Genomic DNA, 21,360 nt, shown 5'->3' on the forward strand with positions numbered 1-21,360 from the left:
GCGGAATGCGTTTGCGCGGTGGTCATGCTCAAACAACAAAGACGACATCACCGCCGGCAACGACGCCGGTGCACGCAAAAATCCAGTACGCCAGAAACGACGACACGCCGGGGAATGATGATGGGGGCACGCGCTCTTCGTGCAGCGATATCAGCTGCGCCGATCACTGCTGCAATGCTGTTGACGTGGGGCACGCCGGTCTTCGCACAGGACCAGGCAGCCAACTCCGCCATCAACGCCGCCGATACCGCCTGGATGATCGTCGCCACCGCGCTGGTGCTGATGATGACGATCCCGGGGCTCGCGCTGTTCTACTCCGGCATGGTGCGCAAGAAGAACGTGCTGGCGACGATGGCGCAGAGCCTCACCGCCGTCGCGCTGATCTCGATCCTCTGGGTCACCTTCGGCTATTCGCTGACTTTCGTCGGCAATGGTCCATGGCTCGGCTCGCTCGACAGCTGGTTCCTGGCCGGCATCACCATGGACAGCGTCAATCCGGCGGCGAAGACCATCCCGGAAGCGCTGTTCATGCTGTACCAGATGACGTTTGCGATCATCACCGTGGCGCTGGTCGCAGGCTCGGTCGCCGACCGCATGCGGTTCTCCGCCTATGTGCTGTTCTCGATCGGCTGGTTCATCTTCGCCTATGTGCCGCTGGCGCATTGGGTGTGGGGTGGCGGCTTCCTCGCATCGATGGGCGTGCTGGATTTCGCCGGCGGCCTCGTCGTGCACCTCTCCGCGGGAATCAGCGGCTTGGTCGCGGCCAAGGTGATGGGCAACCGGCACGGCTACGGCCATGACAATCTGTCGCCGTTCGACCTGTCGCTCGCCGTGGTCGGCACCGGCCTGCTCTGGGTCGGCTGGTTCGGCTTCAACGGCGGCTCGGCGCTCGCGGCCAATTCGCGCGCGGTCATGGCGATCACCGCCACGCATCTTGCGGCCTGTGCCGGCGCGCTGACCTGGGGCGCGATCGAATGGGCGACGCGCCGCAAGCCGTCGGTGCTCGGCATGATCTCGGGCGCGGTCGCAGGGCTCGGCACCATCACCCCGGCCTCCGGCTTCGTCGCGCCGTGGCATGGCGTCATCATCGGCATCATCGCCGGCCTGATCTGCTACTGGGCCTGCACCTGGCTGAAGCATCGCTTCAAGTATGACGACTCGCTCGACGTGTTCGGCGTGCACGGCATCGGCGGCCTGACCGGCACCTTGCTCGCGGGCATCTTTGCGACGGCGGCGATCGGCGGCACCTCGGGCCTGCTCGAGGGCAATCCGAAGCAGCTCCTGATCCAGCTCTACGGCGTCGCCGTCACAGCGCTCTGGTGCGGCGGCGTCACCTTCGTGCTGCTCAAGCTGGTCTCTGCCTTCGTCCCGCTGCGGGTCTCGATGCAGCAGGAGCTGGAAGGCCTCGACATTTCGCAGCACGGCGAGGCGTTGCAGTAGCGGCCGGGGCTGCGGTGGCAGCCGAGCTCACAGCGCCCCAGGGGAGCCTCGCGGCAAATCCGCAAAACAACCCCATGCAAAAGGGCCCGAGGAGCGCCGCCCGTCACGCGGCACGGCGCTGAGGCCAGTTCAGGCTTGCGCAACACATAAGTATATGCTTATGTGTCGGTATGGTCGACACCGACATCTTCAAGGCGCTGGCCGATCCGACCCGCCGCAAGGTCTTTGAAAAGCTCGCCGGCGGCAGCCTGAACGCCAGCGCCTTGCGCGACGGACTGGAGATCAGCCAGCCGGCAATGTCGCAGCATCTCGCGGTGCTGCGCGCGGCAGGGCTGGTGCGCGAGCAGCGCCAGGGCCGCTTCGTGAACTACGAGGTCGACCCGGACGGCATCGCCAGCATCGGGACCTGGCTGGCGCGCTATCGCGCCTACTGGCCGAAACGCATCGAGGCACTCGCCGATCTGCTGAAGGACATGGATCAATGAGCGACGCAGTGAAGCCTGACCACGCCGACGCAGCCCTGGTGATGGAGTACGAGCTCGACGCTCCGCCCGAGAAAGTCTGGCGCGCCGTGACCATTCCGGCGCTGCGCGAACGCTGGCTTCCGGATTCCGATCTAGCCGGCGCCGAGCCGGAATCAACGATAACAGGCGAAGAGGTGCGTTATCGGCTGCGCGAGTCCGAGCCGCCGTTTCGCGAAAGCCATGTCACCTTCCGGATCGAGCCGAACGAGGCCGGCGGCACCAGGTTTCGCATCATCCAGCAAGCCTGCGACATCAGGGAAAGACAGCCGCAACCGGCCAACAGCAACCGCCGCACGGTGATGCGCGCGGCCTGATCGCAAACTTCATCTGAGACGTCATCACCTGCAGACATGGAGGTCGCCGATGCGCGACATGATGCAACTCGTCCCTATGGTCATCGAACAGTCCACCCGCGGCGAGCGTTCCTTCGACATCTATTCCAGGCTGCTGCGCGAGCGCATCATCTTCCTGAACGGCGAGGTCAATGACGCGATGTCCGGGCTGGTCTGCGCGCAGCTCCTGTTCCTCGAGGCCGATAACCCCAACAAGCCGATCAACCTCTACATCAACTCCTATGGCGGCGTGATCACCAGCGGGCTTGCGATGTACGACACCATGCAGTTCATCAAGGCCCCGGTGCACACGCTGTGCATGGGCACCGCGCGCTCGATGGGGTCGTTCCTGCTGATGGCCGGCGAGCCCGGTCACCGCGCCGCGCTCCCGAATGCCAGCCTGCACGTGCATCAGCCGCTCGGCGGCTTCCAGGGCCAGGCGTCCGACATCCTGATCCATGCCACCGAGATGCAGGAGACCAAGCGACGGATCATCCGGCTGTACGCGCAGCACTGCGGGCGCACCGAAGCCGACGTCGAGCGGACGCTGGACCGCGATCACTTCATGTCGGCCCAGCAGGCGCTCGATTGGGGACTGATCGACAAGGTGTTCGCGGCACGCGACGCCGCCTGACGCAAGATTTCGCGGAGCGGTCCCGCAATCCTGGCGACAGGTCCCTCTTCCCCTTCCCCCTGAAAGGGGGAAGGTCGGGATGGGGGTCAGCCGCAGGCGACGTTACAAGCCGAGAGAGCAGATCTCCACCCGCTTTGCTTTGCGAGCAAAGCGACCTCCCCTTTTCAAGGGGAGGTTGGAACCAGCCCACGGACGCTTTAGCCGGATACCGCGAGCTGCCGCGCGGCTGGGCAGAATTGTGTCCGGAGTTGGCCGTGCCTGCGTTCTAGACAGGCCTGATGATATTTTAGGCGCGACGGAATAGCGCAGGCGCGCCGCGCTCCCGCAAAGCGGGAAAATATCCGGATTCATAATCCGTTAGCGAAGTCCGGCCGACTGGCACGGCATTTGATTCTAAGGGTCCCGGCTGTGCCCGCGTAGTGGAAGTCCTCCGCGTGGTGAACCTCAGTCGAAACTCCCGGCGTTCATTCGCGCCGGGCCCAAGCGGGGATAGGACTCATGAAAATTGTTATGGCGATCATTAAGCCATTCAAGCTGGAAGAGGTCCGTGACGCCCTGACCGCCATTGGCGTTCACGGTCTCACGGTGACGGAAGTCAAAGGGTACGGCCGTCAGAAGGGCCACACGGAAATCTATCGCGGCGCCGAATATGCGGTGAGCTTCCTGCCCAAGATCAAGATCGAAGTCGCAGTCAACTCCGATCAGGTCGACAAGACCATCGACGCCATCACCTCCGCCGCCAAGACCGGACAGATCGGCGACGGCAAGATCTTCGTCATCAGCCTCGAGCACGCCGTGCGCATCCGCACCGGCGAGGCCGATGCCGCGGCCCTTTGATTTCGCGCACAAACCTTAAGACCTCAGGAGTGAAATAACATGACGTTCAAGCGTCCCTATGGCGCGGGACTGGCGGCCCTCACAGTCGGCCTCTTCGCCGCGACCGCCGCTTACGCCGAGCCAACCGTCAACAAGGGCGACAACGCCTGGATGCTGACTTCGACGGTGCTGGTGCTTTTGATGACCATCCCGGGCCTCGCGCTGTTCTATGGCGGCCTCGTCCGTTCCAAGAACATGCTCTCGGTGCTGGCGCAGGTGTTCTACACGGTCTGCCTCGTCACCGTGCTCTGGGCTCTCTACGGCTACAGCCTCGCCTTCACCGGCGGCTCCGACTTCATCGGCGGCTTCTCCAAGGCGTTCCTGATGGGCGTCACGCCGGACTCGAAGGCGGCGACCTTCTCGGTCGACGCCAACATCTCGGAGCTCGTCTATATGTGCTTCCAGATGACCTTCGCGGCGATCACGCCGGCGCTCATCGTCGGCGCCTTCGCCGAGCGCATGAAGTTCGCGGCGATCGCGCTGTTCATCCCGCTCTGGGTGACCCTGATCTACTTCCCGATCGCGCACATGGTCTGGTACTGGCCGGGCCCGGACGCGATCCAGGATGCCGCCAAGGCGCTCGCCGCTGCGGCTGACGGCGCGGCCAAGACCGCGGCGCAGGCCAAGCTCGACGAGATCAACGCCGACGCCGGCTGGATCTTCAAGAAGGGTGCGATCGACTTCGCCGGCGGCACCGTCGTGCACATCAACGCCGGCATCGCCGGCCTGGTCGGCGCGCTCCTGATCGGCAAGCGCACCGGCTATGGCAAGGAGTTGATGGCTCCGCACTCGCTGACAATGACCATGATCGGCGCCTCGCTGCTCTGGGTCGGCTGGTTTGGCTTCAATGCTGGTTCGAACCTCGAAGCCAATGGCGGCGCTGCGCTGGCCATGACCAACTCCTTCGTGGCGACGGCCGCGGCGGCGTTGTCCTGGATGTTCGCCGAATGGATCATCAAAGGCCATCCCTCGCTGCTCGGCGCGCTCTCCGGCGCGGTCGCGGGCCTCGTCGCGGTGACGCCGGCGGCCGGCTATGCCGGTCCGATGGGTGCCATCGTACTCGGCCTCGTGGTCGGCGTGGTCTGCCTGTTCTTCTGCACCGTCGTGAAGAACGCGCTCGGCTATGACGACTCGCTCGACGTGTTCGGCGTCCACTGCGTCGGCGGCATCGTCGGCGCGCTCGGCACCGGCATCCTGGTCAACCCGGCGCTCGGCGGTGCGGGTATCATCGACTACACCGCGATCCCGCCGAAGGTCGCCGACTACGACTTCGTGGCGCAGATGACCTCCCAGTGCTGGGGCGTCGCCACCACGCTGGTGTGGTCGGGCATCGGTTCGGCGATCCTCTACAAGATCGTCGACGTGATCGTCGGCCTGCGCGCCAACGTCGAGACCGAGCGCGAAGGCCTCGACATCACCGAGCACACGGAGCGCGCCTACAACATGTAAAAATTAACGGCCCTTGAGGGCCGTTAATTTGGGTTCTCCCGGGGCGCGACCTCCCCAAGCGGTCGTTCCCAGAACTACGGTCCGGACACATACCCGGCAATGTCCGGGCCGTTGAGGGGCTCCAGCGCAAGTTGGAGCCCCTTTCTTTTTTTGGCGGTCTGAGAAAATAATGTTGGAATTGTCTGTCATCGTAGAATGACGGGCTACAACCAATAAGAACGGAGGACGTCATGAAGGTGCAAGGCAGGTGCTATTGCGGCAACGTGCGCTATGAGGCCGAGGGCGAACCGATGATGGCGGCGCAATGCCTCTGCCGCGAATGCCAGTACATCACCGGCGGCGGACCGAACATGTTCATGGCGATGCCGGCCTCGGGCTTCAAATACACCGCCAGCGAACCCAAGCAGTTCACGCGCAAGGACCTCGAGCGCGCGGTGACCCGCGAGTTCTGCCCGGAATGCGGCACCCATCTCGTGACCAAGGTGCCGGGCCTGCCCGCCGCGATCCTGAAGGTCGGCACCTTCGACGACCCCAGCGTCTTCACCCCGCAGATGACGATCTACACCTGCGACAAGCAGACCTTCCACCATCTGCCCGACGGCAAGCCGTCGTTCGAGAAGCTGCCGGCGCGGTAGAGGTCGCACATCGAAGACGTCTCCTTCCCCCTGAAAGGGGGAAGGCCGGGATGGGGGTCAGCCGCAGGCGACGCTGCAAGCGGAGAGAGTTGATCCCCACCCGCTTTGCCCGGCGGGCAAAGCGACCTCCCTTTTCAAGGGGAGGTTAAGACGTAGCCCATGCAGCGTCAGTCGATCAGGACCTCTTCGTCCGGCAATTCGCTCGGTGCGCCGTCGCACAAATAGCGTTCGAGAATGTCGGCGAGCGACAGCGGCGTGAGGCGCTCCTCCGCGCCGGATAGGTCGGCGATCGGCCACCAGCGGAAGCAATCGAGCACCTTCGCCTCGATCTCATCGGCCATCACGGGCGCGAAGCGATCCGCGTGAACGATCCGATATTCCTCCTTCTGGGAGATTCGTCGGCCGCCCCAGTTGAAAGTGTGGTGACGCCGCCAGACCGTCGGGCCGGGCGCGAAATCGATCAGCCCCAATTCCTCGGCCAGTTCCCGCTGCAGCGTCGCTTCCGGCGTCTCGTCGCCCTCGATGCCGCCGCCGGGCGCGATCCAGAAACGGTCGCCGCCGTGCGGCGGGCGAATCCGCAGCAGCAGGACTTCGCGTTCGCCGGTAATGATGAGCGCCCTGATGGCGCGGCGGTGGATCATGTCCAGGAGCAAATTTCGGCGCAATTTCGATAAGGCTCGGTTGGGTCAGCGCTGATATCACGCGCCGGCCGATCGCGCCGCGGCGCCGATGGTTAATCGCGTCTTAACCTCGCCCTATCTATGGTGACTTGATCGGTTTACGGTCGGCGCCCCTACCCCCGACCGCAGTGAAAGTACTGGCATTTCAACCATGGCAATGACCGCCTCATCCGGCTTGGCGCAGGGCGCCGGCGATGTCGCATCCGCCGGCCAGGCCGAGCGTTCCCCGTTTTTGCGTACGACCGAGCTTTTGGCACCCTATCAGCCTGCCAAGCCCTTGATTACGCTGTCATTAGGTGAGCCGCAGCACCCGGTGCCCGACTTCGTCGGGCCGGTGTTGGCAAAGCATACCGCCGAGTTCGGCCGCTATCCGATCGCCAAGGGCATCGAGCCGTTCCGCCGCGCAGTCGCGACCTGGCTTTCGAGCCGGTTCCAATTGCCGCGGCCGGTCGATCCCGAGAGCGAGGTGATGGTGCTGAACGGCAGCCGCGAGGGGCTGTTCTTTGCCGCAATCACGGCGGCGCGCTATGTCTCGGCGCGCAAGGGCCGGCCGGCGATCCTGATGCCGAATCCGTTCTATCCGGCCTATGGCGCCGGCGCCCGCGCCGCCGGCTGCGAACAGATCTATCTGCCGACCACGCTCGCCAACGGTTTTCTGCCCGACCTTGATTCGATCGACGAGGCGACGCTGGCGCGCACCGTCGCGTTCTTCATCGCCTCGCCGGCCAACCCGCAGGGCTCGGTCGCCTCGCGCGCCTACTTCACGCGGCTGAAGCAGCTCGCCGATCGCTACGGCTTCATCATCCTGAGCGACGAATGCTACTCGGAGATCTACACCCGCGAGGCGCCGGGCAGCATCCTGGAATGCGCCGGTCCCGATTTCAGCAATGTCGTTGCGTTCCAGTCGCTGTCGAAGCGCTCGAACCTGCCGGGCATGCGCGTCGGTTTCGCCGCGGGCGACAGGAAATTTCTCGCCGCGTTCCATGAGCTGCGCAATGTCGCAGCACCTCAGGTGCCGGTGCCGCTGCAGCATGTCGGCGTCGCCGCATATGGCGACGAGGCGCATGTCGAGGAGAACCGCAGGCTCTATCGCATCAAGTTCGATTTCGCCGACCAGATCCTCGGCAATCGCTACGGCTACAAGCGGCCGGCCGGCGGCTTCTGCGTCTGGCTCGACGTCTCCGAGCGCGGCGGCGACGAGGCGGCTGCCGTCAGGCTCTATCGCGACGCCGGCGTGCGCGTGATTCCCGGCAGCTATCTGGCGCGCCAGCAGAACGACGGTTCCAATCCGGGCGCGGGCTATATCCGCCTTGCGCTGGTCTCCGACAGTGAATCGACGGCCGAGGCGATGCATCGCCTGGTCGAAACCCTGGGTTAATCGCGAAGCGCGAAGATTGAGTATGCCAGCGATCGAACGTGTCATCCCCCTGGTCGGCCATCTGCCGCTCTCGTTGCGCGAGGCGCTGGCGCGACGGCTGCGCGAACTCACCGGGCTCGGCCTGATCGCGCTGTCGGGCGCGATCACCGCCGCGCTGATGACCTGGTCGGTGCAGGATCCGTCGCTGAGCCACGCCACCTCGCGCGCGATCCGCAACGTGCTCGGCTATCCCGGCGCAATCGGCGCCGACCTGTTGATGCAGATCCTCGGCCTCGGCGCGATCATGCTGGTGCTGCCGGTCGCGGTCTGGGGCTGGCGGATGCTGACGCACCGTCCGTTCGACCGCGAGGCGCTGCGGCTCGGCTGCTGGATCCTGTGCACGGTGATCGCGGCGGGCTTCGCCGGCTGCTGGCCGCACAATACGTCATGGCCGCTGCCGACCGGGCTCGGCGGCGTGGTCGGCGATGCGCTGCTGCGCGCGCCTGCGGTGGTCTTTGGCCCGCCCGGCTTCCTCTATCGCGTCGTGCTCGGCCTGATCCTGTTCGTCGCGATGGTCCCGGTCTTCCTGTTTGCCTGCGGCTGGGGCGCCAGGGAGCAGGATGACGAGCTGACGCCGATCTCCGATGACGACGAGCCGTTCGTCGAGGAAGAGGACAACGACCGCAGCTCGGTCTCGCTGGGCTGGCTGTTCCATGCGCTGATGAGCGCGAAGGCGCGGCTCGGCTGGCTGTTCGCAACCGCCTACAGATCGCTGGTGTCGAGCGGATCGCAGGGCCGCGCTTCCGCGTTCGAGCGCCAGGAGCCCAATATCGGCGGCGGCCGCGCGGCGCCCTCGATCGCGCCCGCGCATGACGGTCACGACCAGGACGAGGACGACGCCGAGGATCTCGGCGAGGACGATGAGGAAGAAGAGGACGAGGAGGAAGCTCCCGCCGCCCGCGCCCCGCGCAAGAAGGCCGAGCCCCGCGTCAAGAAGAAGAACTCCGACAAGTTCGAGTTGCCGTCGGTCTCCGTGCTCAGTGCGCCGAAGGCCAGCGATCGCCAGCCCCTGAGCAAGGCCGAGCTCGAAACCAATTCGCGCTCGCTCGAAGGCGTGCTGCAGGACTTCGGCGTGCGCGGCGAGATCGTCAAGGCCAATCCCGGCCCGGTGGTCACGCTGTACGAGCTCGAGCCGGCGCCCGGCATCAAGTCGTCGCGCGTGATCGGCCTGTCCGACGACATCGCGCGCTCGATGAGCGCGCTGTCGGCCCGCGTCGCCGTGGTCGCCGGCCGCAATGCGATCGGCATCGAGCTGCCGAACGCGCATCGCGAGAAGGTCTATCTGCGCGAGCTCCTGGTCGCCAAGGAAAGCGTCGATTCGGTTGCCAAGCTGCCGCTGTGCCTCGGCAAGACGATCGGCGGCGATCCCGTCATCATCGATCTCGCGCGCACGCCGCACATGCTGATCGCCGGCACCACCGGCTCCGGCAAATCGGTCGCGATCAACACCATGATCCTGAGCCTGGTCTACCGGCTGCGCCCGGATCAGTGCCGCCTGATCATGGTCGATCCGAAGATGCTGGAACTCTCCGTCTATGACGGCATCCCGCATCTTTTGACGCCCGTCGTCACCGATCCGAAGAAGGCCGTGGTCGCCCTGAAATGGGCCGTGCGCGAGATGGAAGAGCGCTACAAGCGGATGGCCAAGCTCGGCGTGCGCAACATCGACGGCTACAATGCGCGCCTCGTCGAAGCCAAGGCCAAGGGCGAAGAGCTGACGCGCACCGTGCACACCGGCTTCGACAAGGAGACCGGCAAGGCGATCTACGAGGAAGAGAAGCTCGACCTCGAGCCGCTGCCCTATATCGTCATCATCGTCGACGAAATGGCTGACCTGATGATGGTCGCCGGCAAGGACATCGAAGGCGCGGTGCAGCGCCTCGCGCAGATGGCGCGCGCCGCCGGGCTGCATGTGATCCTCGCCACACAGCGTCCGTCGGTCGACGTCATCACCGGCACGATCAAGGCCAACTTCCCGACCCGCATCGCCTTCCAGGTGACGTCGAAGATCGACAGCCGCACCATCCTGGGCGAGATGGGCGCCGAGCAGCTGCTCGGCCAGGGCGACATGCTCTACATGGCGGGCGGCGGCCGCATCAGCCGCGTGCACGGCCCGTTTGCGTCGGATGAAGAAGTCGAGAAGGTGGTGCGTCACCTCAAGACGCAAGGCGCCCCGGAATATCTCGAGGCCGTCACCGCGGAAGAGCCGACCGACGAGGACGGCGCCGTGTTCGATGCCACCGGCATGGGTGGCGACGGCGGCGGCGACCTGTTCACGCAGGCGGTTGCGATCGTCAAGCGCGACCGCAAGGCGTCGACCTCCTACATCCAGCGCCGGCTGCAGATCGGCTATAACCGCGCCGCCTCGTTGATGGAGCGGATGGAACTTGAGGGCATCGTCGGCCCGGCGAATCACGCCGGAAAGCGCGAAATCCTGGTCGGAGAGGAAGAAGGCCAGTTCTGATCGGGGGCGATCATCACGGAAAAACCATATCTCCCTCGGAAGAGGCGGGATAAAATCCGGCCAAGCGGGACGAGCGTCGAACAGAGATCTGACATATCTGATGGCAAAATACCTCATTGACCGCGGCACGCGCACTGCGCTGGCTCTTCTCGTCACCGCCGCGATCGCCGGTGGCGCGACTGCGCAGAACGCGCCGACGACGCCGAAACCCGCACCCAACGCCGGATCCAAGACCGCGCCGAAGGCCAAGGACGCCGGCGCGCAGACCAATGCGGACAAGGGCCCGACCACGACAGGCGCCACCCAGGCACCGCCGAACCCGGTGATCCCCGATCCGCGCCGCAACGTCCCCGCGAATATTTTCCAGACCTTCGACGCCAACCAGAAGGCGCAGGCCGCCAAGGTCTCGGCCTATCTGTCGTCGCTGCAGACCCTGGTCGGGAATTTCGTCCAGGTCGGCCCCGACGGCACCAAGACCAAGGGCGATTTCTACATCCAGAAGCCCGGCAAGCTGCGCTTCGAATATGACGATCCGAGCACCATCGAGGTGATCGCCGACGGTTCGTCGGTCGCGGTGCGCGACCGCAGGCTCGCCACCCAGGACGTCTATCCGCTGTCGCAGACCCCGTTGCGCTATCTGCTGTCGGACCGCATCGACCTGATGAAGGACACCAACGTCATCAGCGTCACCGCCGACGACGTGTTCGTCAGCATCACGATCGAAGAGAAGCAGGCGCTGGTCGGCACCAGCCGGTTCCTGCTGATGATCGGCGCCAAGGACGGCAAGCTCAAGCAGTGGACCGTCACCGATCCGCAGGGCTACGACACGACGGTTGCCGTCTACAATCTCGACGCGACGCAGAAGCCCGATCCGGGGCTGTTCAAGATCGACTTCACCACCTATCCCGGCACCTCGCCGGGCTGACGCACTCTTCTCCCTCGCCTGTGGACAATTGAAACCTGCACTGAGAACCATGCTAAGACGCGGTTCTCATGCGGTTCTCCGTCACCACCTGGAACATCAATTCGGTGCGCCTGCGCATCGACATCGTCGCCAAATTCCTGAAGAGCGCGCGGCCGGATGTGCTGTGCCTGCAGGAGACCAAATGCATCGACGATGCGTTTCCGCTGAAGCGCTTCAAGCGGCTCGGCTATGAGCACGTCGCGCTGAACGGGCAGAAGGGCTATCACGGCGTCGCCATCGTCTCGCGGCTGCCGTTCGAGAGCACCGATATCAGGACGTTCTGCGACAAGATCGATTCGCGGCACATCTCGGTTTCGTTCGGCGAGAAGGCGCAGCTCGCAAAGCTGCTGGTGCTGCATAATTTCTACGTCCCGGCCGGCGGCGACATTCCGGATCCCGCGCTCAATCCGAAGTTCGAGCACAAGCTGCAATTCCTCGACGAGATGAAGAGTTGCGAGCCGCTGCATCCGCGCGGCGACGACCGCCACATCCTGGTCGGCGACCTCAACGTCGCGCCGCATGAGAACGACGTGTGGTCGCACAAGCAGCTGTTGAAGGTGGTCTCGCACACGCCGGTCGAGACCGAGAAGCTGCTCGCCGCGCAAGCGCATGGCGAATGGTTCGACATCGCGCGCGAGCGGATCCCGATGTCGGAAAAGGTCTACACTTGGTGGAGCTACCGCGCCGCGGACTGGACCGTCGGCGATCGCGGCCGCCGGCTCGACCACATCTGGGTCTCGCGCGCGCTGAAGGACCAGGTCAGCGATTTCAGGATCACCCGCGACGCCCGCAGCTGGGAGCGCCCCTCGGACCATGTGCCGGTGACGGCGGTGCTGGAGGTGTGAGGGCCCTTATTTCCGTCATCCTGAGGAGCGCGGAACGCGCGTCTCGAAGGATGCACGGCCCGGCTGGTGGCCGTCGACCCTTCGAGACGCGCGCAAGAGCGCGCTCCTCAGGGTGACGGATCATCGAGCTGTCGCTAACAACGGCTACGTGCTCAGCTTCCCGCCCGCCATCAAAATATCGCTGGCGAGCTGGCTGGTGCGCAGCGCGAGTTCGTCGCGCAGGCGGCGGGCTGCGGCCGGGTCGCTCTCCAGCACGCGCTGGAACAGGCTGCGTGCGACGCGGATCACCGAGCCGCGCTCCAGCGCGGTCGCGGTCGACGGCCGCTTCATCGCGACGATCAATGCGAGCTCGCCGATCAGCGCGCCGGGGCCTGCGATGATTTCGGCGCCGCCCTCCTCGACGCGGAAGGTGCCGCGCTGCACGACATAGCCGGCGTCGGCGGTGTCGCCGGTCTTGAACAGCACCTCGCCCGCGTTGAAGTCACGTTGCTCGGAGCCGATCGCCAGCATGCGCAGGGAGCTCTCGCCCAACAGACGCATTGTCGGGACCCGCTCGAGCAGGGCTACGTCATCATCGATCGACATTCAGGTCCGGTAACCGCGGTGCGCCTCGATTTCACGAATCGTTGAGCGCAAAGCGTATCACGGCACCAGCTTGTAGCCACCGGCTTCCGTGACCAGGATTTCCGGGTTGGCGGCGTCCTTCTCGATCTTCTGGCGGAGGCGGTAGATGTGGGTTTCCAGCGTGTGGGTGGTGACGCCGGAATTGTAGCCCCAGACTTCCTGGAGCAGGGTCTCGCGCGACACCGGCAACTGGCCGGCGCGGTAGAGGAAACGCAGGATCGCGGTTTCCTTCTCGGTCAGCCGCACCTTGCGGGCATTGGCGCCGGTGAGCATCTTGGAGCCGGGCCGGAACGAGTAGGGGCCGACCGAGAACACCGCGTCCTCGCTGGCTTCGTGCTGGCGCAGCTGGGCGCGGATGCGGGCCAGCAGCACCGCGAAGCGGAACGGTTTTGCCACATAGTCGTTGGCGCCGGATTCCAGGCCCAGGATGGTATCGGAATCGGTGTCGTGGCCGGTCAGCATGATGATCGGCGCCTTGAAGCCGCCCTTGCGTAAGCTGCGGACCACTTCGCGGCCATCGGTGTCGGGCAGGCCGACGTCCATCAGGACCAGATCGGGGGAATTGGCTTTGGCGGCAGTGGCGCCCTTGGCGCCGGTGTCGACTGCGGAGGCTTCGAATTCCTCGTGCAGGGACAGCTGCTCGACCAGCGTATCGCGCAGATCGGTATCGTCATCCACGATCAAGATCTTGCGGGCATTGGCCATAGGTACAATCCTTCGGGGCGGGGCGGTCAGAAGCGGACAGGCTTATGGCCGTAACATCGGCTAGATATGTGTTCAGGTAGGCGATTGTTACCGATTCACAAGGCAACTGAGCTTACCTCAAATCCGGCGGGGCAGGACGTGAATGTCCTGTAATGCCGGGAGATAGAATGACCTGGCCATCCAAGGCAAGTTCAGTTTGGAACGATTCCAAGAGGAAGATCAGCTATTTCAATCACTTATATGACAGTTAAACGTGATCGACCGCTCACCGCCATCGAGGTCCGCAGCGCCGCCGGCGACCCGCGCCGGGGCTGGCTGACGGCCGAAGGCTGGACCGTTCCCGTCGCGCTTGGGCGCGGCGGAATCCTCGCCAACAAGCGCGAGGGCGACGGCGGCACGCCGCGCGGCGTCTTCCATCCGAGGCAATTGTGGTGGCGCGCCGACCGGCACCAGCGGCCCACGACCTTCCTGCCGACCCGGCCGATCCGCCGCGAGGACGCCTGGTGCGAGGATCCCACCGACCGCCATTACAACCAGCCGATCCGGCTCGATCGGGAGCAGGCCGGCGACCGCCTGACCCGCGACGACCATCTCTACGACTTCATTGTCGAGATCGATCACAACGCCGCCCCGCGCGTCGCCGGCCGCGGCAGCGCAGTGTTCCTGCACCTGGCGCGGCCGAATTTCGCGCCGACCGCGGGCTGCGTCTCGATGACGAAGGCGTCGATGCTGCGGCTGTTGCGGCGGATGTCGCCGCAGACCCGGATCGTGATCGGCTAGTCTTCATCCTCATGGTGAGGAGCGCCCTGCGCGTCTCGAACCATGAGGCCCGACTGTGGCCTGCATCCTTCGAGACGCCGCTTCGCGGCTCCTCAGGATGAGGGTTAGGGTGTTTACGGAACAACATCGCACTTGCGGACACAACCATGCTCGACAACAACCAGATCGTCGCCGCCTCAAAAGTCCTGCACGAGCACTGGCTCGCGGGAACAAAACTCGGCACGCTCGACAGTTCAATGCGCCCACGCAATCGCGCCGAGGGCTACGCGGTGCAGGCCGCGCTGGAGAAGACGTCGCGCGAACAACTGTTCGGCTGGAAGATCGCGGCCACCAGCGAAGCCGGCCAGAAGCACATCAATGTCGCGGGACCGCTGGCGGGGCGCATCCTCGCGGAGACCTTGATACCGGATGGCGGTACCGCGTCGATGAAGGGCAACGAGATGCGCGTCGGCGAGCCCGAATACGCCTTCCGCATGGCGCGTGATCTCGCGCCGCGCACGACGCCCTACAGCGTGCAGGAGGTGCTGGAAGCCGTCGGCACGCTGCATCCGGCGATCGAGATTCCGGATTCGCGTTTTGCCGATTTCGTCGCCGCCGGCGAGGCGCAGCTGATCGCCGACAATGCCTGCGCGCATCTGTTCGTGCTCGGAGACGCGACGACCGCAGACTGGCGCGCGATCGATCTGGTCGAGGAACGCCCGACCATCACGCTGCGCGGCGAGCGCTACACCGGCCACGGCAAGAACGTGCTCGGCGATCCCCGGATCGCGCTGGCCTGGTGCGCCAACGAATTGCGCGCGCTTGGGGTGACGTTGCGGGCCGGCGAAGTCGTCACCACAGGCACCTGCCACCCGCCGCTGCCGATCGCGGCGGGCGATGTGTTCGCGGCCGATTTCGGCGCGATCGGGAAGGTGTCGGTGAAGTTCGCGTAGGCGCAGCGCCACCGCAAACACCAGCGTCGTCCTGGCGAAAGCCAGGACGACAAGAGTTATTCGGCCCGCTCCTCGTCAGTTATGCGGCACCGTCCGCGTCCCGAAGATCGCCGACCCCACCCGCACGTGGGTCGCGCCCATCTGGATCGCCACGGCGAAATCCGCGCTCATTCCCATCGAAAGATTCTTCAAGCCATTGCGCGCGGCGATCTTGGCGCACAATGCAAAATGCGGCGCTGGCGCCTGGTCGACCGGCGGAATGCACATCAGCCCTGAAATCGGCAGGCCGTACTTGTCGCGGCACGCCGCGATGAAGGTATCCGCGTCCTGCGGCGCGACGCCGGCCTTCTGCGGCTCCTCGCCGGTATTGATCTGGACGAACAATTCCGGCTGCTTCTGCTGAGATTTGATTTCTTTGGCTAACGCTTCGCAAATGCTGGTGCGATCGACCGAATGGATTGCATCGAACAGCGCGACCGCCTCCTTGGCCTTGTTCGATTGCAGCGGCCCGATCAGATGCAGCTTCAAGCCGGGATGAGCCTGAGTTAACTCCGGCCACTTGCCCTTGGCCTCCTGCACGCGATTCTCGCCAAATACGCGCTGTCCGGCGCCGATAATCGGCAAAATTGCGCCGGCTGCGAATGTCTTCGACACCGCGATCAGCGTCACCGATGCACGGTCGCGCCGCGCTTCCTTGCAGGCATGCAGGATCTCCTGCTCCACCGCGGCGAGGCCGGAGGCAGGGTCATGTGGTGAATCAGCCGATAACGGCCTGGTCGGGCTTTGCGTCATGCTTGTGCCGTTCTCTGACAGGTGCGGGGGTTGGCTCGAATTTTACCAAATTCGGGAAAGGCTTTTTGAAGCCCTTCATTTTACCCTGCACGCGGGCAAGGGAATAGAATGTCGGGCGTCACTTTCAACCGCAACCGGGTCAGACTCAAGAAGGTTCTGGGAATTCGTGCCCGGTTGGCCTTGCTTGCGCTGATGCTGGTCGCGCCTTTGATGCTCGACCGCGTCCGCACGCTGGAAGATTCCCGCAGCAAGCAGATCGCGCAGGCCTCTGTCGGCTATGCGAACCTGACCGCGCAGGCCGCCGAAACCCAGCGCGAAGTGGTCTCCTCGGTCGAGACCATGCTGAAATCGGCCGCCTATATCCGCGCCGCCGGCGGGATCGGGCAGAGCTGCGAGGTGCTGCGCGCCAGCCTGCCGACAGTGCTGCCCTGGATCCGGAGCATCATGTTCGTCTCCAGGGACGGCGTCGTGCAGTGCTCCACGCTCAACAGCCAGGTCGGGATGAATCTCGGCGACCGCGAATATTTCAAGAAAGCGCAGGACAATCGCGGCTTCGTGTTCAGCGACTATCTGCGCGGCAGGACCAATGGTCGCCCGATGATGATGGCGGCCTATCCGGTGGCCGCGATCAATCCGGAACAGGATGCCGTCGTGGTCGCCGGCATCAATATCGACTGGCTGTCGCAGATCATGGCCAATCTAGGCGGCCAGCCCGGCATGTCGGCCGTGCTGGTCGACAGCACCGGCGTCGTGGTCGCAGCGCCCGCGGACCATGCGAGCCTGATCGGCCGTTCGCTCGACACCATCCCGCTGATGGCCGCGATCGCGGAGAAGGCGCTGAGCTATGACGAGCCGTCCGGCTCGATATCGTTCACCGCGTCCGACGGCACGCGGCGCACGCTGAGCTTCGCGCGCATCACCGGAACGCAATCCCGGCTGATCGTGAGCATGGATGAAGCCAAGGTGACGGCGGCGATCAACCGCGATATCCGCACCGCCTATCTGCAGCTCGGCTTCGTCTGCCTGTTCGTCTTGCTGGGTGCCCTGGTCGGCGCCGAGCGGCTCGTCATCCACCCGATCGAGCTGATGACCGGCATGGCGCGGCGGTTCGGCGAAGGCGACTGGTCGGCGCGCGTCGCCAAGCACAAGCTGCCCGCGGAGTTCGTCCCCCTGGCGCGCGCCTTCAACGCGATGGCGGCGCAGCTCAGCCAGCGCGAGCGCGAGCTCGTCGCGTCCAACGATCGCCTCACCGTGATGGCCTCGATCGATGCGCTGTCCGGCCTCGCCAACCGCCGCGGCTTCCAGAGCCGGCTCGATTTCGAATGGATGCGTGCGCATCAATATGAATGCGAGCTGTCGCTGATGATGATCGATGTCGATCACTTCAAGCTCTTCAACGACACCTACGGCCATCCCGAAGGCGACGCCTGCCTGACGCGGATCGGCGAGACGCTGGCCGGGATCGCCGCCGACACGATGGGCTTCGCCGGCCGCTATGGCGGCGAGGAATTCTGCCTGTTGCTGCCGAACACCGATGCCGCGCATGCGCTCGCGATCGGCGAGACCGTCCGCACTGCGGTGCTCGGCCTCGCCGTGCCGCATTCGTCCTCGAGCCATTGCGTCGTGACCGTCAGTGTCGGCGTCGCCACCACCAAGCCGAACGAAACCCAGCGCCCCGGCGATCTGATCGAAGCCGCCGACGCCGCCCTCTACGCTGCCAAGCGCCGCGGCCGCAACGCCGTGATCGAGCACGGATTCCTGAAGACGCTGGATGAAGCCGGGATGGCGCTCGCGAGTTGAGGGGCGCAGGGCGGATGAGCCGACCGCGGCCGTAGTTCGTTATCGCAACTTGCCGAGCCACAGCGCTGCGAGCGCCGAGCGATTGCGCACACCGAACTTGGCGTAGATCGACTTGACGTGGAAATGCGTCGTGTTCGGACTTTGGTCGAGCCTCTGCGCGATCTGCTTTTCCATGTACCCGTCGAGCAGTGCGAGCAACACCCTGCGTTCGGTCGCGGTTAGTGGCGCGTTGGCGATGAGCAGACCATGGCTGAGCAGTTGTTGCCGGTAAAACCATCTCAACCCGCGCATCACGAAGTCCAGACGCCCGCTGTCCAGCGCCGAGAAGCGGGGCGCTTGCGCATCGCGAAACATGAATAGGTGAATCCTCACGTCGTCATTGAGCGCACAGCGCACGGAAATGCTGTCGGCGAGGCCTACTTCCAGATAATGCCGCCGATAGTGGCTGCCCGCGAACCATTCCGGCGGCAGCGCTTCGAAGAGCAAACGGGTACGGAACGGCTCATTCCCCGATACGGCAAGGATCTGTGACAGGTCGACGTCGGAGGACCAGAGCGTATCGAACTGCTCCTGCACAGAAGCGGCCACCGCCGGTATCGGGTCCAAAAGCCGGACGAGGCGAGGACGCCAGCCGAGCAAGGCGTCGCCGCGCGTAGGCGAAGGCAATCGCACCACCACGGCCCACAGTGCGTTACGCGCCGATAACATCGCACATAGTGTGGCCAACAGGTGCGTCAGGGCGGCGTCGCCGTCGCCGACCGAGAACTCGGCCAGCCGGTCCCAGAGCGCATAGACATTTTGATTCTGCGGATTGGTGGAATCCGTCGATAGATCCATGTCCCCCCCCTCGAAACAACTGCGCAGGTCACCGCCCTCCGGCGAGCATAGGGGACACCGGGCCACCTTTCTAGGTAGTACCCAGGCGCATCGCGTGACGCGATATTCAATGCGGTGTTGGGAGGACTGGTCTTCTCCGCCACGATATTTGGAGATCAACGATGCGCACAGCAAAGGGCACGCGCCCACTTGGGACGCCCGACGACGACCGGACGGAGGCGCGATGGCGCCTCGGCTTTCTCATCGTCCTATCATGCGCGATTTTCGCTGCGGTCGCAGCTTTCATGCAGCCGCCGACCAAAGTGTCGATCCGCCAGACTGGTCCGATGCCGGGCGTCAGCGTTCCCTGATCAAGGCCGCTTTGCATACGTTTTCGTTCGTTTTGGAAGTCTTGTTTACATTGGACATTTCATGATTCAGATCGCCAGCGATCAAGCATTCCTGCTCGTCGTCATATCAGTCTGCCTTGGGGCATGTTTTGTCTGGGCCTTTTGGGAAGTCGAGGACACCCGTCGACGTCGTCAGAGGCACCGCGATATCGTGCGCGACGTGCGGCGCGCGATATCGCCCGGCCATTAGTCAATTCTCGGGCTATCATGCGGGCTCTCGTATCCAGTTTTGTCGCGAACGCTTTTGCCCAGGCATTTCCCGTATCGTCGCTGCGGGCAAACGTGCTCAAGCAGATCGCGTTGCTCTGCGGATCCGTCCTGTTCGTATGGTTGCTGTCGCTGACTTACGGGTTGGATCTTAGCGTCGCGTTCTTTTAGCCGATCGGATTCGAGAATGGGGAAACCATTTCGAATCGAATCCGACGCGGTCGCATAAAAAGGGGGCCGGATCACGCTTCGCTGATCCGACCTGCCCGTCATTCCGGGACGACGCGCAGCGTCGAGCCCGGAATGACGGGTGGATATGCCTCAAGTAGCACAACAAACCTGCTGTCGTCCCTGTGAAAGCCGGGACCCATCACCACGAATGGTTATTGCTGAACGATGGTGGAACGACGAGTCCCGATCACAACGTCAGCTGCGGCGTATGGGTCCCTGCTTTCGCAGGAACGACAGCTGTTATGCGGCAGCACCCTGCCCGCAAATCCGGTAGCGATGACTGATCTCACCCGCGCTCAATTCATCGGCCCGGCCGATCGCGGCGGCCCGCGGCGCTTGTGCTTTGCGGCGGGGGTGGCGGGCTCCGGCGTCGCCTCCTTGATCCCGCCGATCCTGCGCAGCGCAGCGTCGGCGGCGCGCTCGCCGCTTTCCCAGGCGCCGTCGACGGTGCCCCACAGCGTCTCGTGCGTGGCCTCGCCGGCGAGATACATCGCGCCGATCGGCTCGCTCAGGACCCGGCGCGAGAATTGCGCGCCGGGTGCAGCGGCCGACATCGCACCCTGAATGAAGGGCTGCGCATTCCAGCGCGTCGCGCTGGTCTTCTTCACGGCACCACCGACCTCGCTGCCATAGAGCCTGGTCAGCCATTCCACCGCGAACGCCGACATCGCCTTTTCGCCCTGCGCGGAGAGGTCGCGGCCGAACGAGCCGGCGACGTCGATCGTGCACAGCGAGGAGCCGGCGATATTGCCGTAGAACAGCGCCGTCTTGGTCGAGTTGCTCTGCTCGATGATGACATCATCGCGCGACAGTCCGAGCGGGTTGCCGGGGATCTGCAGCGCGATGCGATCGTAGCTGCCGAGGCTCAGTTTTGCCGCGGCATCCAGTGCGCGCTTCGGAAGCTCGGGCGAAAACTTGATGTTGCCGCTCGCGAGCACGTTGCTCGACACGGTGACGATGGCGGCGCGCGCGACGATCTTGCCGGACGGCGTCTCGACCATCACGTCGCGATTGCTCCACAGGATGCGCTGCGCCGGCGTCGACAGCGCCAGCGGCAACTGCTCGCCGAGCTTGGCAATCAATGCACCGAGGCCCTGCCGGCATGCGATCGCGGTGTTGCGATCCTGCGCGCGCACCTTGTCGGCGGCGGAGAGGTCCTTCAGATCCTTGCCGCTGAAATTGGCGCCGAGCAGGAATTCCGCGGTGCCGGCCCAATCGCCGAGATCCTTCGGCATCGCAGCCGCGCAGGCGATATCGGCCTTGCGCGAGGCGTCGTCGATGGCGCGATTGGCGCGCACCAGCGCCGCCAGGAATTCCTCGGTCTCGCCGGGGCGGGCATAGCGCCGGCCGATGCGGATCTTCTGGCCGGCGGGCGCGGTGACGATGTCGAGGCCCGCGGCGCGCGCCAGGCGGATCATCGGATTGGTCTCGGCATTGTGCATCCAGCGCGCGCCACGATCGAACGGCACGTCGAATGTCGATGCATCGGTCTGGCAGCGGCCGCCGACCTGGCCCGCCGCCTCCACCACGATCACCTTGCGGTTCGCGGACGCAATGCGTCGTGCCGCGGCAATGCCCGCGGCACCGGCGCCGATCACGACGATGTCGGCCTCGCGCGGTGGCGGTGCCGCAGCGAGCGCGCGGCCGCCCAGCACGAGCGCAGCCGACGCCGACAGGAAATCTCGGCGGGTCACAGGCATGACATAGCTTCTGGCATGGTTTCCGCCGACTTGCAGAGAATAGGAACGCTTCGCGAACTGTGCCGCATCTCACCGACCGCAGCAACACTCATGGTAAATCAAT

The 21,360-nt window shown here is 64.8% G+C and carries 20 protein-coding genes; 14 read left to right on the forward strand and 6 right to left on the reverse strand.

Features of this window, described 5'->3' with window-relative positions:
• Positions 1-120 precede the first annotated feature (120 nt).
• From ACVILL_RS12660 to ACVILL_RS12690, 7 genes are all read left to right on the forward strand, one after another.
• Positions 121-1,440: an ammonium transporter gene (locus tag ACVILL_RS12660; protein WP_456729343.1), complete on the forward strand. Its 1,320-nt coding sequence runs from the start codon at positions 121-123 to the stop codon at positions 1,438-1,440.
• A gap of 170 nt (positions 1,441-1,610) precedes the next feature.
• Positions 1,611-1,925 (forward strand): ArsR/SmtB family transcription factor, encoded by a 315-nt coding sequence (locus ACVILL_RS12665; RefSeq protein WP_456729344.1) that lies wholly within the window; start codon positions 1,611-1,613, stop codon positions 1,923-1,925.
• Positions 1,922-2,278 (forward strand): SRPBCC family protein, encoded by a 357-nt coding sequence (locus tag ACVILL_RS12670; RefSeq protein ID WP_456729345.1) that lies wholly within the window; start codon positions 1,922-1,924, stop codon positions 2,276-2,278. Before ACVILL_RS12665 ends, ACVILL_RS12670 begins: the two co-directional genes overlap by 4 nt.
• Before the next feature lie 49 nt (positions 2,279-2,327).
• On the forward strand, positions 2,328-2,930 hold the full coding sequence (locus ACVILL_RS12675; RefSeq protein ID WP_076863378.1) for an ATP-dependent Clp protease proteolytic subunit: 603 nt from the start codon (positions 2,328-2,330) through the stop codon (positions 2,928-2,930).
• A gap of 498 nt (positions 2,931-3,428) precedes the next feature.
• Positions 3,429-3,767: a P-II family nitrogen regulator gene (locus tag ACVILL_RS12680; RefSeq protein ID WP_024583097.1), complete on the forward strand. Its 339-nt coding sequence runs from the start codon at positions 3,429-3,431 to the stop codon at positions 3,765-3,767.
• 39 nt (positions 3,768-3,806) lie between these two features.
• Entirely contained in the window at positions 3,807-5,255 is a 1,449-nt protein-coding gene (locus tag ACVILL_RS12685) for an ammonium transporter (protein ID WP_456729346.1), read from the forward strand.
• 230 nt (positions 5,256-5,485) lie between these two features.
• Complete coding sequence (locus tag ACVILL_RS12690; protein WP_456729347.1) at positions 5,486-5,890, forward strand: GFA family protein; 405 nt, start codon at positions 5,486-5,488, stop codon at positions 5,888-5,890.
• 167 nt (positions 5,891-6,057) lie between these two features.
• Here ACVILL_RS12690 and ACVILL_RS12695 read toward each other — a convergent pair whose 3' ends face one another.
• Positions 6,058-6,531, reverse strand: a complete 474-nt coding sequence (locus tag ACVILL_RS12695) for an NUDIX hydrolase (RefSeq protein ID WP_456729348.1) — start codon at positions 6,529-6,531, stop codon at positions 6,058-6,060.
• 190 nt (positions 6,532-6,721) lie between these two features.
• Here ACVILL_RS12695 and ACVILL_RS12700 point away from each other — a divergent pair, with 190 nt between their 5' ends.
• The 4 genes from ACVILL_RS12700 to ACVILL_RS12715 all read left to right on the forward strand — a co-directional run bounded on the left by ACVILL_RS12700 (position 6,722) and on the right by ACVILL_RS12715 (position 12,260).
• Positions 6,722-7,948, forward strand: a complete 1,227-nt coding sequence (locus tag ACVILL_RS12700) for an aminotransferase class I/II-fold pyridoxal phosphate-dependent enzyme (protein WP_456729349.1) — start codon at positions 6,722-6,724, stop codon at positions 7,946-7,948.
• Positions 7,949-7,964: 16 nt separating this feature from the next.
• Entirely contained in the window at positions 7,965-10,451 is a 2,487-nt protein-coding gene (locus tag ACVILL_RS12705) for a DNA translocase FtsK (RefSeq protein WP_456729350.1), read from the forward strand.
• A gap of 100 nt (positions 10,452-10,551) precedes the next feature.
• Positions 10,552-11,376, forward strand: coding sequence for an outer membrane lipoprotein carrier protein LolA (locus tag ACVILL_RS12710; RefSeq protein WP_456729351.1), 825 nt, complete (start codon positions 10,552-10,554; stop codon positions 11,374-11,376).
• 68 nt (positions 11,377-11,444) lie between these two features.
• Positions 11,445-12,260, forward strand: a complete 816-nt coding sequence (locus ACVILL_RS12715) for an exodeoxyribonuclease III (protein ID WP_456729352.1) — start codon at positions 11,445-11,447, stop codon at positions 12,258-12,260.
• Positions 12,261-12,404: 144 nt separating this feature from the next.
• Here the strand turns inward: ACVILL_RS12715 and ACVILL_RS12720 are convergent, their stop codons facing one another.
• Positions 12,405-12,845, reverse strand: coding sequence for a Crp/Fnr family transcriptional regulator (locus ACVILL_RS12720; RefSeq protein WP_456729353.1), 441 nt, complete (start codon positions 12,843-12,845; stop codon positions 12,405-12,407).
• 57 nt (positions 12,846-12,902) lie between these two features.
• Complete coding sequence (locus tag ACVILL_RS12725) at positions 12,903-13,589, reverse strand: response regulator transcription factor (RefSeq protein ID WP_194457596.1); 687 nt, start codon at positions 13,587-13,589, stop codon at positions 12,903-12,905.
• A gap of 240 nt (positions 13,590-13,829) precedes the next feature.
• On the opposite strand from ACVILL_RS12725, the gene ACVILL_RS12730 reads away from it, so the two are divergent.
• Complete coding sequence (locus ACVILL_RS12730) at positions 13,830-14,369, forward strand: L,D-transpeptidase family protein (protein WP_456729354.1); 540 nt, start codon at positions 13,830-13,832, stop codon at positions 14,367-14,369.
• A 146-nt stretch (positions 14,370-14,515) separates the two neighbouring features.
• A complete protein-coding gene (locus ACVILL_RS12735) occupies positions 14,516-15,301 on the forward strand; it encodes a 2-keto-4-pentenoate hydratase (protein WP_456729355.1) in 786 nt (261 codons plus the stop codon).
• Positions 15,302-15,376: 75 nt separating this feature from the next.
• Here the strand turns inward: ACVILL_RS12735 and ACVILL_RS12740 are convergent, their stop codons facing one another.
• Positions 15,377-16,093, reverse strand: coding sequence for a YggS family pyridoxal phosphate-dependent enzyme (locus ACVILL_RS12740; protein WP_456729356.1), 717 nt, complete (start codon positions 16,091-16,093; stop codon positions 15,377-15,379).
• A 108-nt stretch (positions 16,094-16,201) separates the two neighbouring features.
• On the opposite strand from ACVILL_RS12740, the gene ACVILL_RS12745 reads away from it, so the two are divergent.
• Entirely contained in the window at positions 16,202-17,893 is a 1,692-nt protein-coding gene (locus tag ACVILL_RS12745) for a sensor domain-containing diguanylate cyclase (protein ID WP_456729357.1), read from the forward strand.
• 39 nt (positions 17,894-17,932) lie between these two features.
• Here ACVILL_RS12745 and ACVILL_RS12750 read toward each other — a convergent pair whose 3' ends face one another.
• Together ACVILL_RS12750 and ACVILL_RS12755 are read right to left on the reverse strand one after the other, a co-directional pair.
• Positions 17,933-18,730, reverse strand: a complete 798-nt coding sequence (locus ACVILL_RS12750; protein ID WP_456729358.1) for a helix-turn-helix transcriptional regulator — start codon at positions 18,728-18,730, stop codon at positions 17,933-17,935.
• A 1,123-nt stretch (positions 18,731-19,853) separates the two neighbouring features.
• A complete protein-coding gene (locus ACVILL_RS12755) occupies positions 19,854-21,257 on the reverse strand; it encodes a flavin monoamine oxidase family protein (RefSeq protein ID WP_456729359.1) in 1,404 nt (467 codons plus the stop codon).
• Between the last annotated feature and the right edge of the window lie 103 nt (positions 21,258-21,360).

The sequence above is a fragment of the Bradyrhizobium sp. USDA 3364 genome, assembly GCF_054056355.1.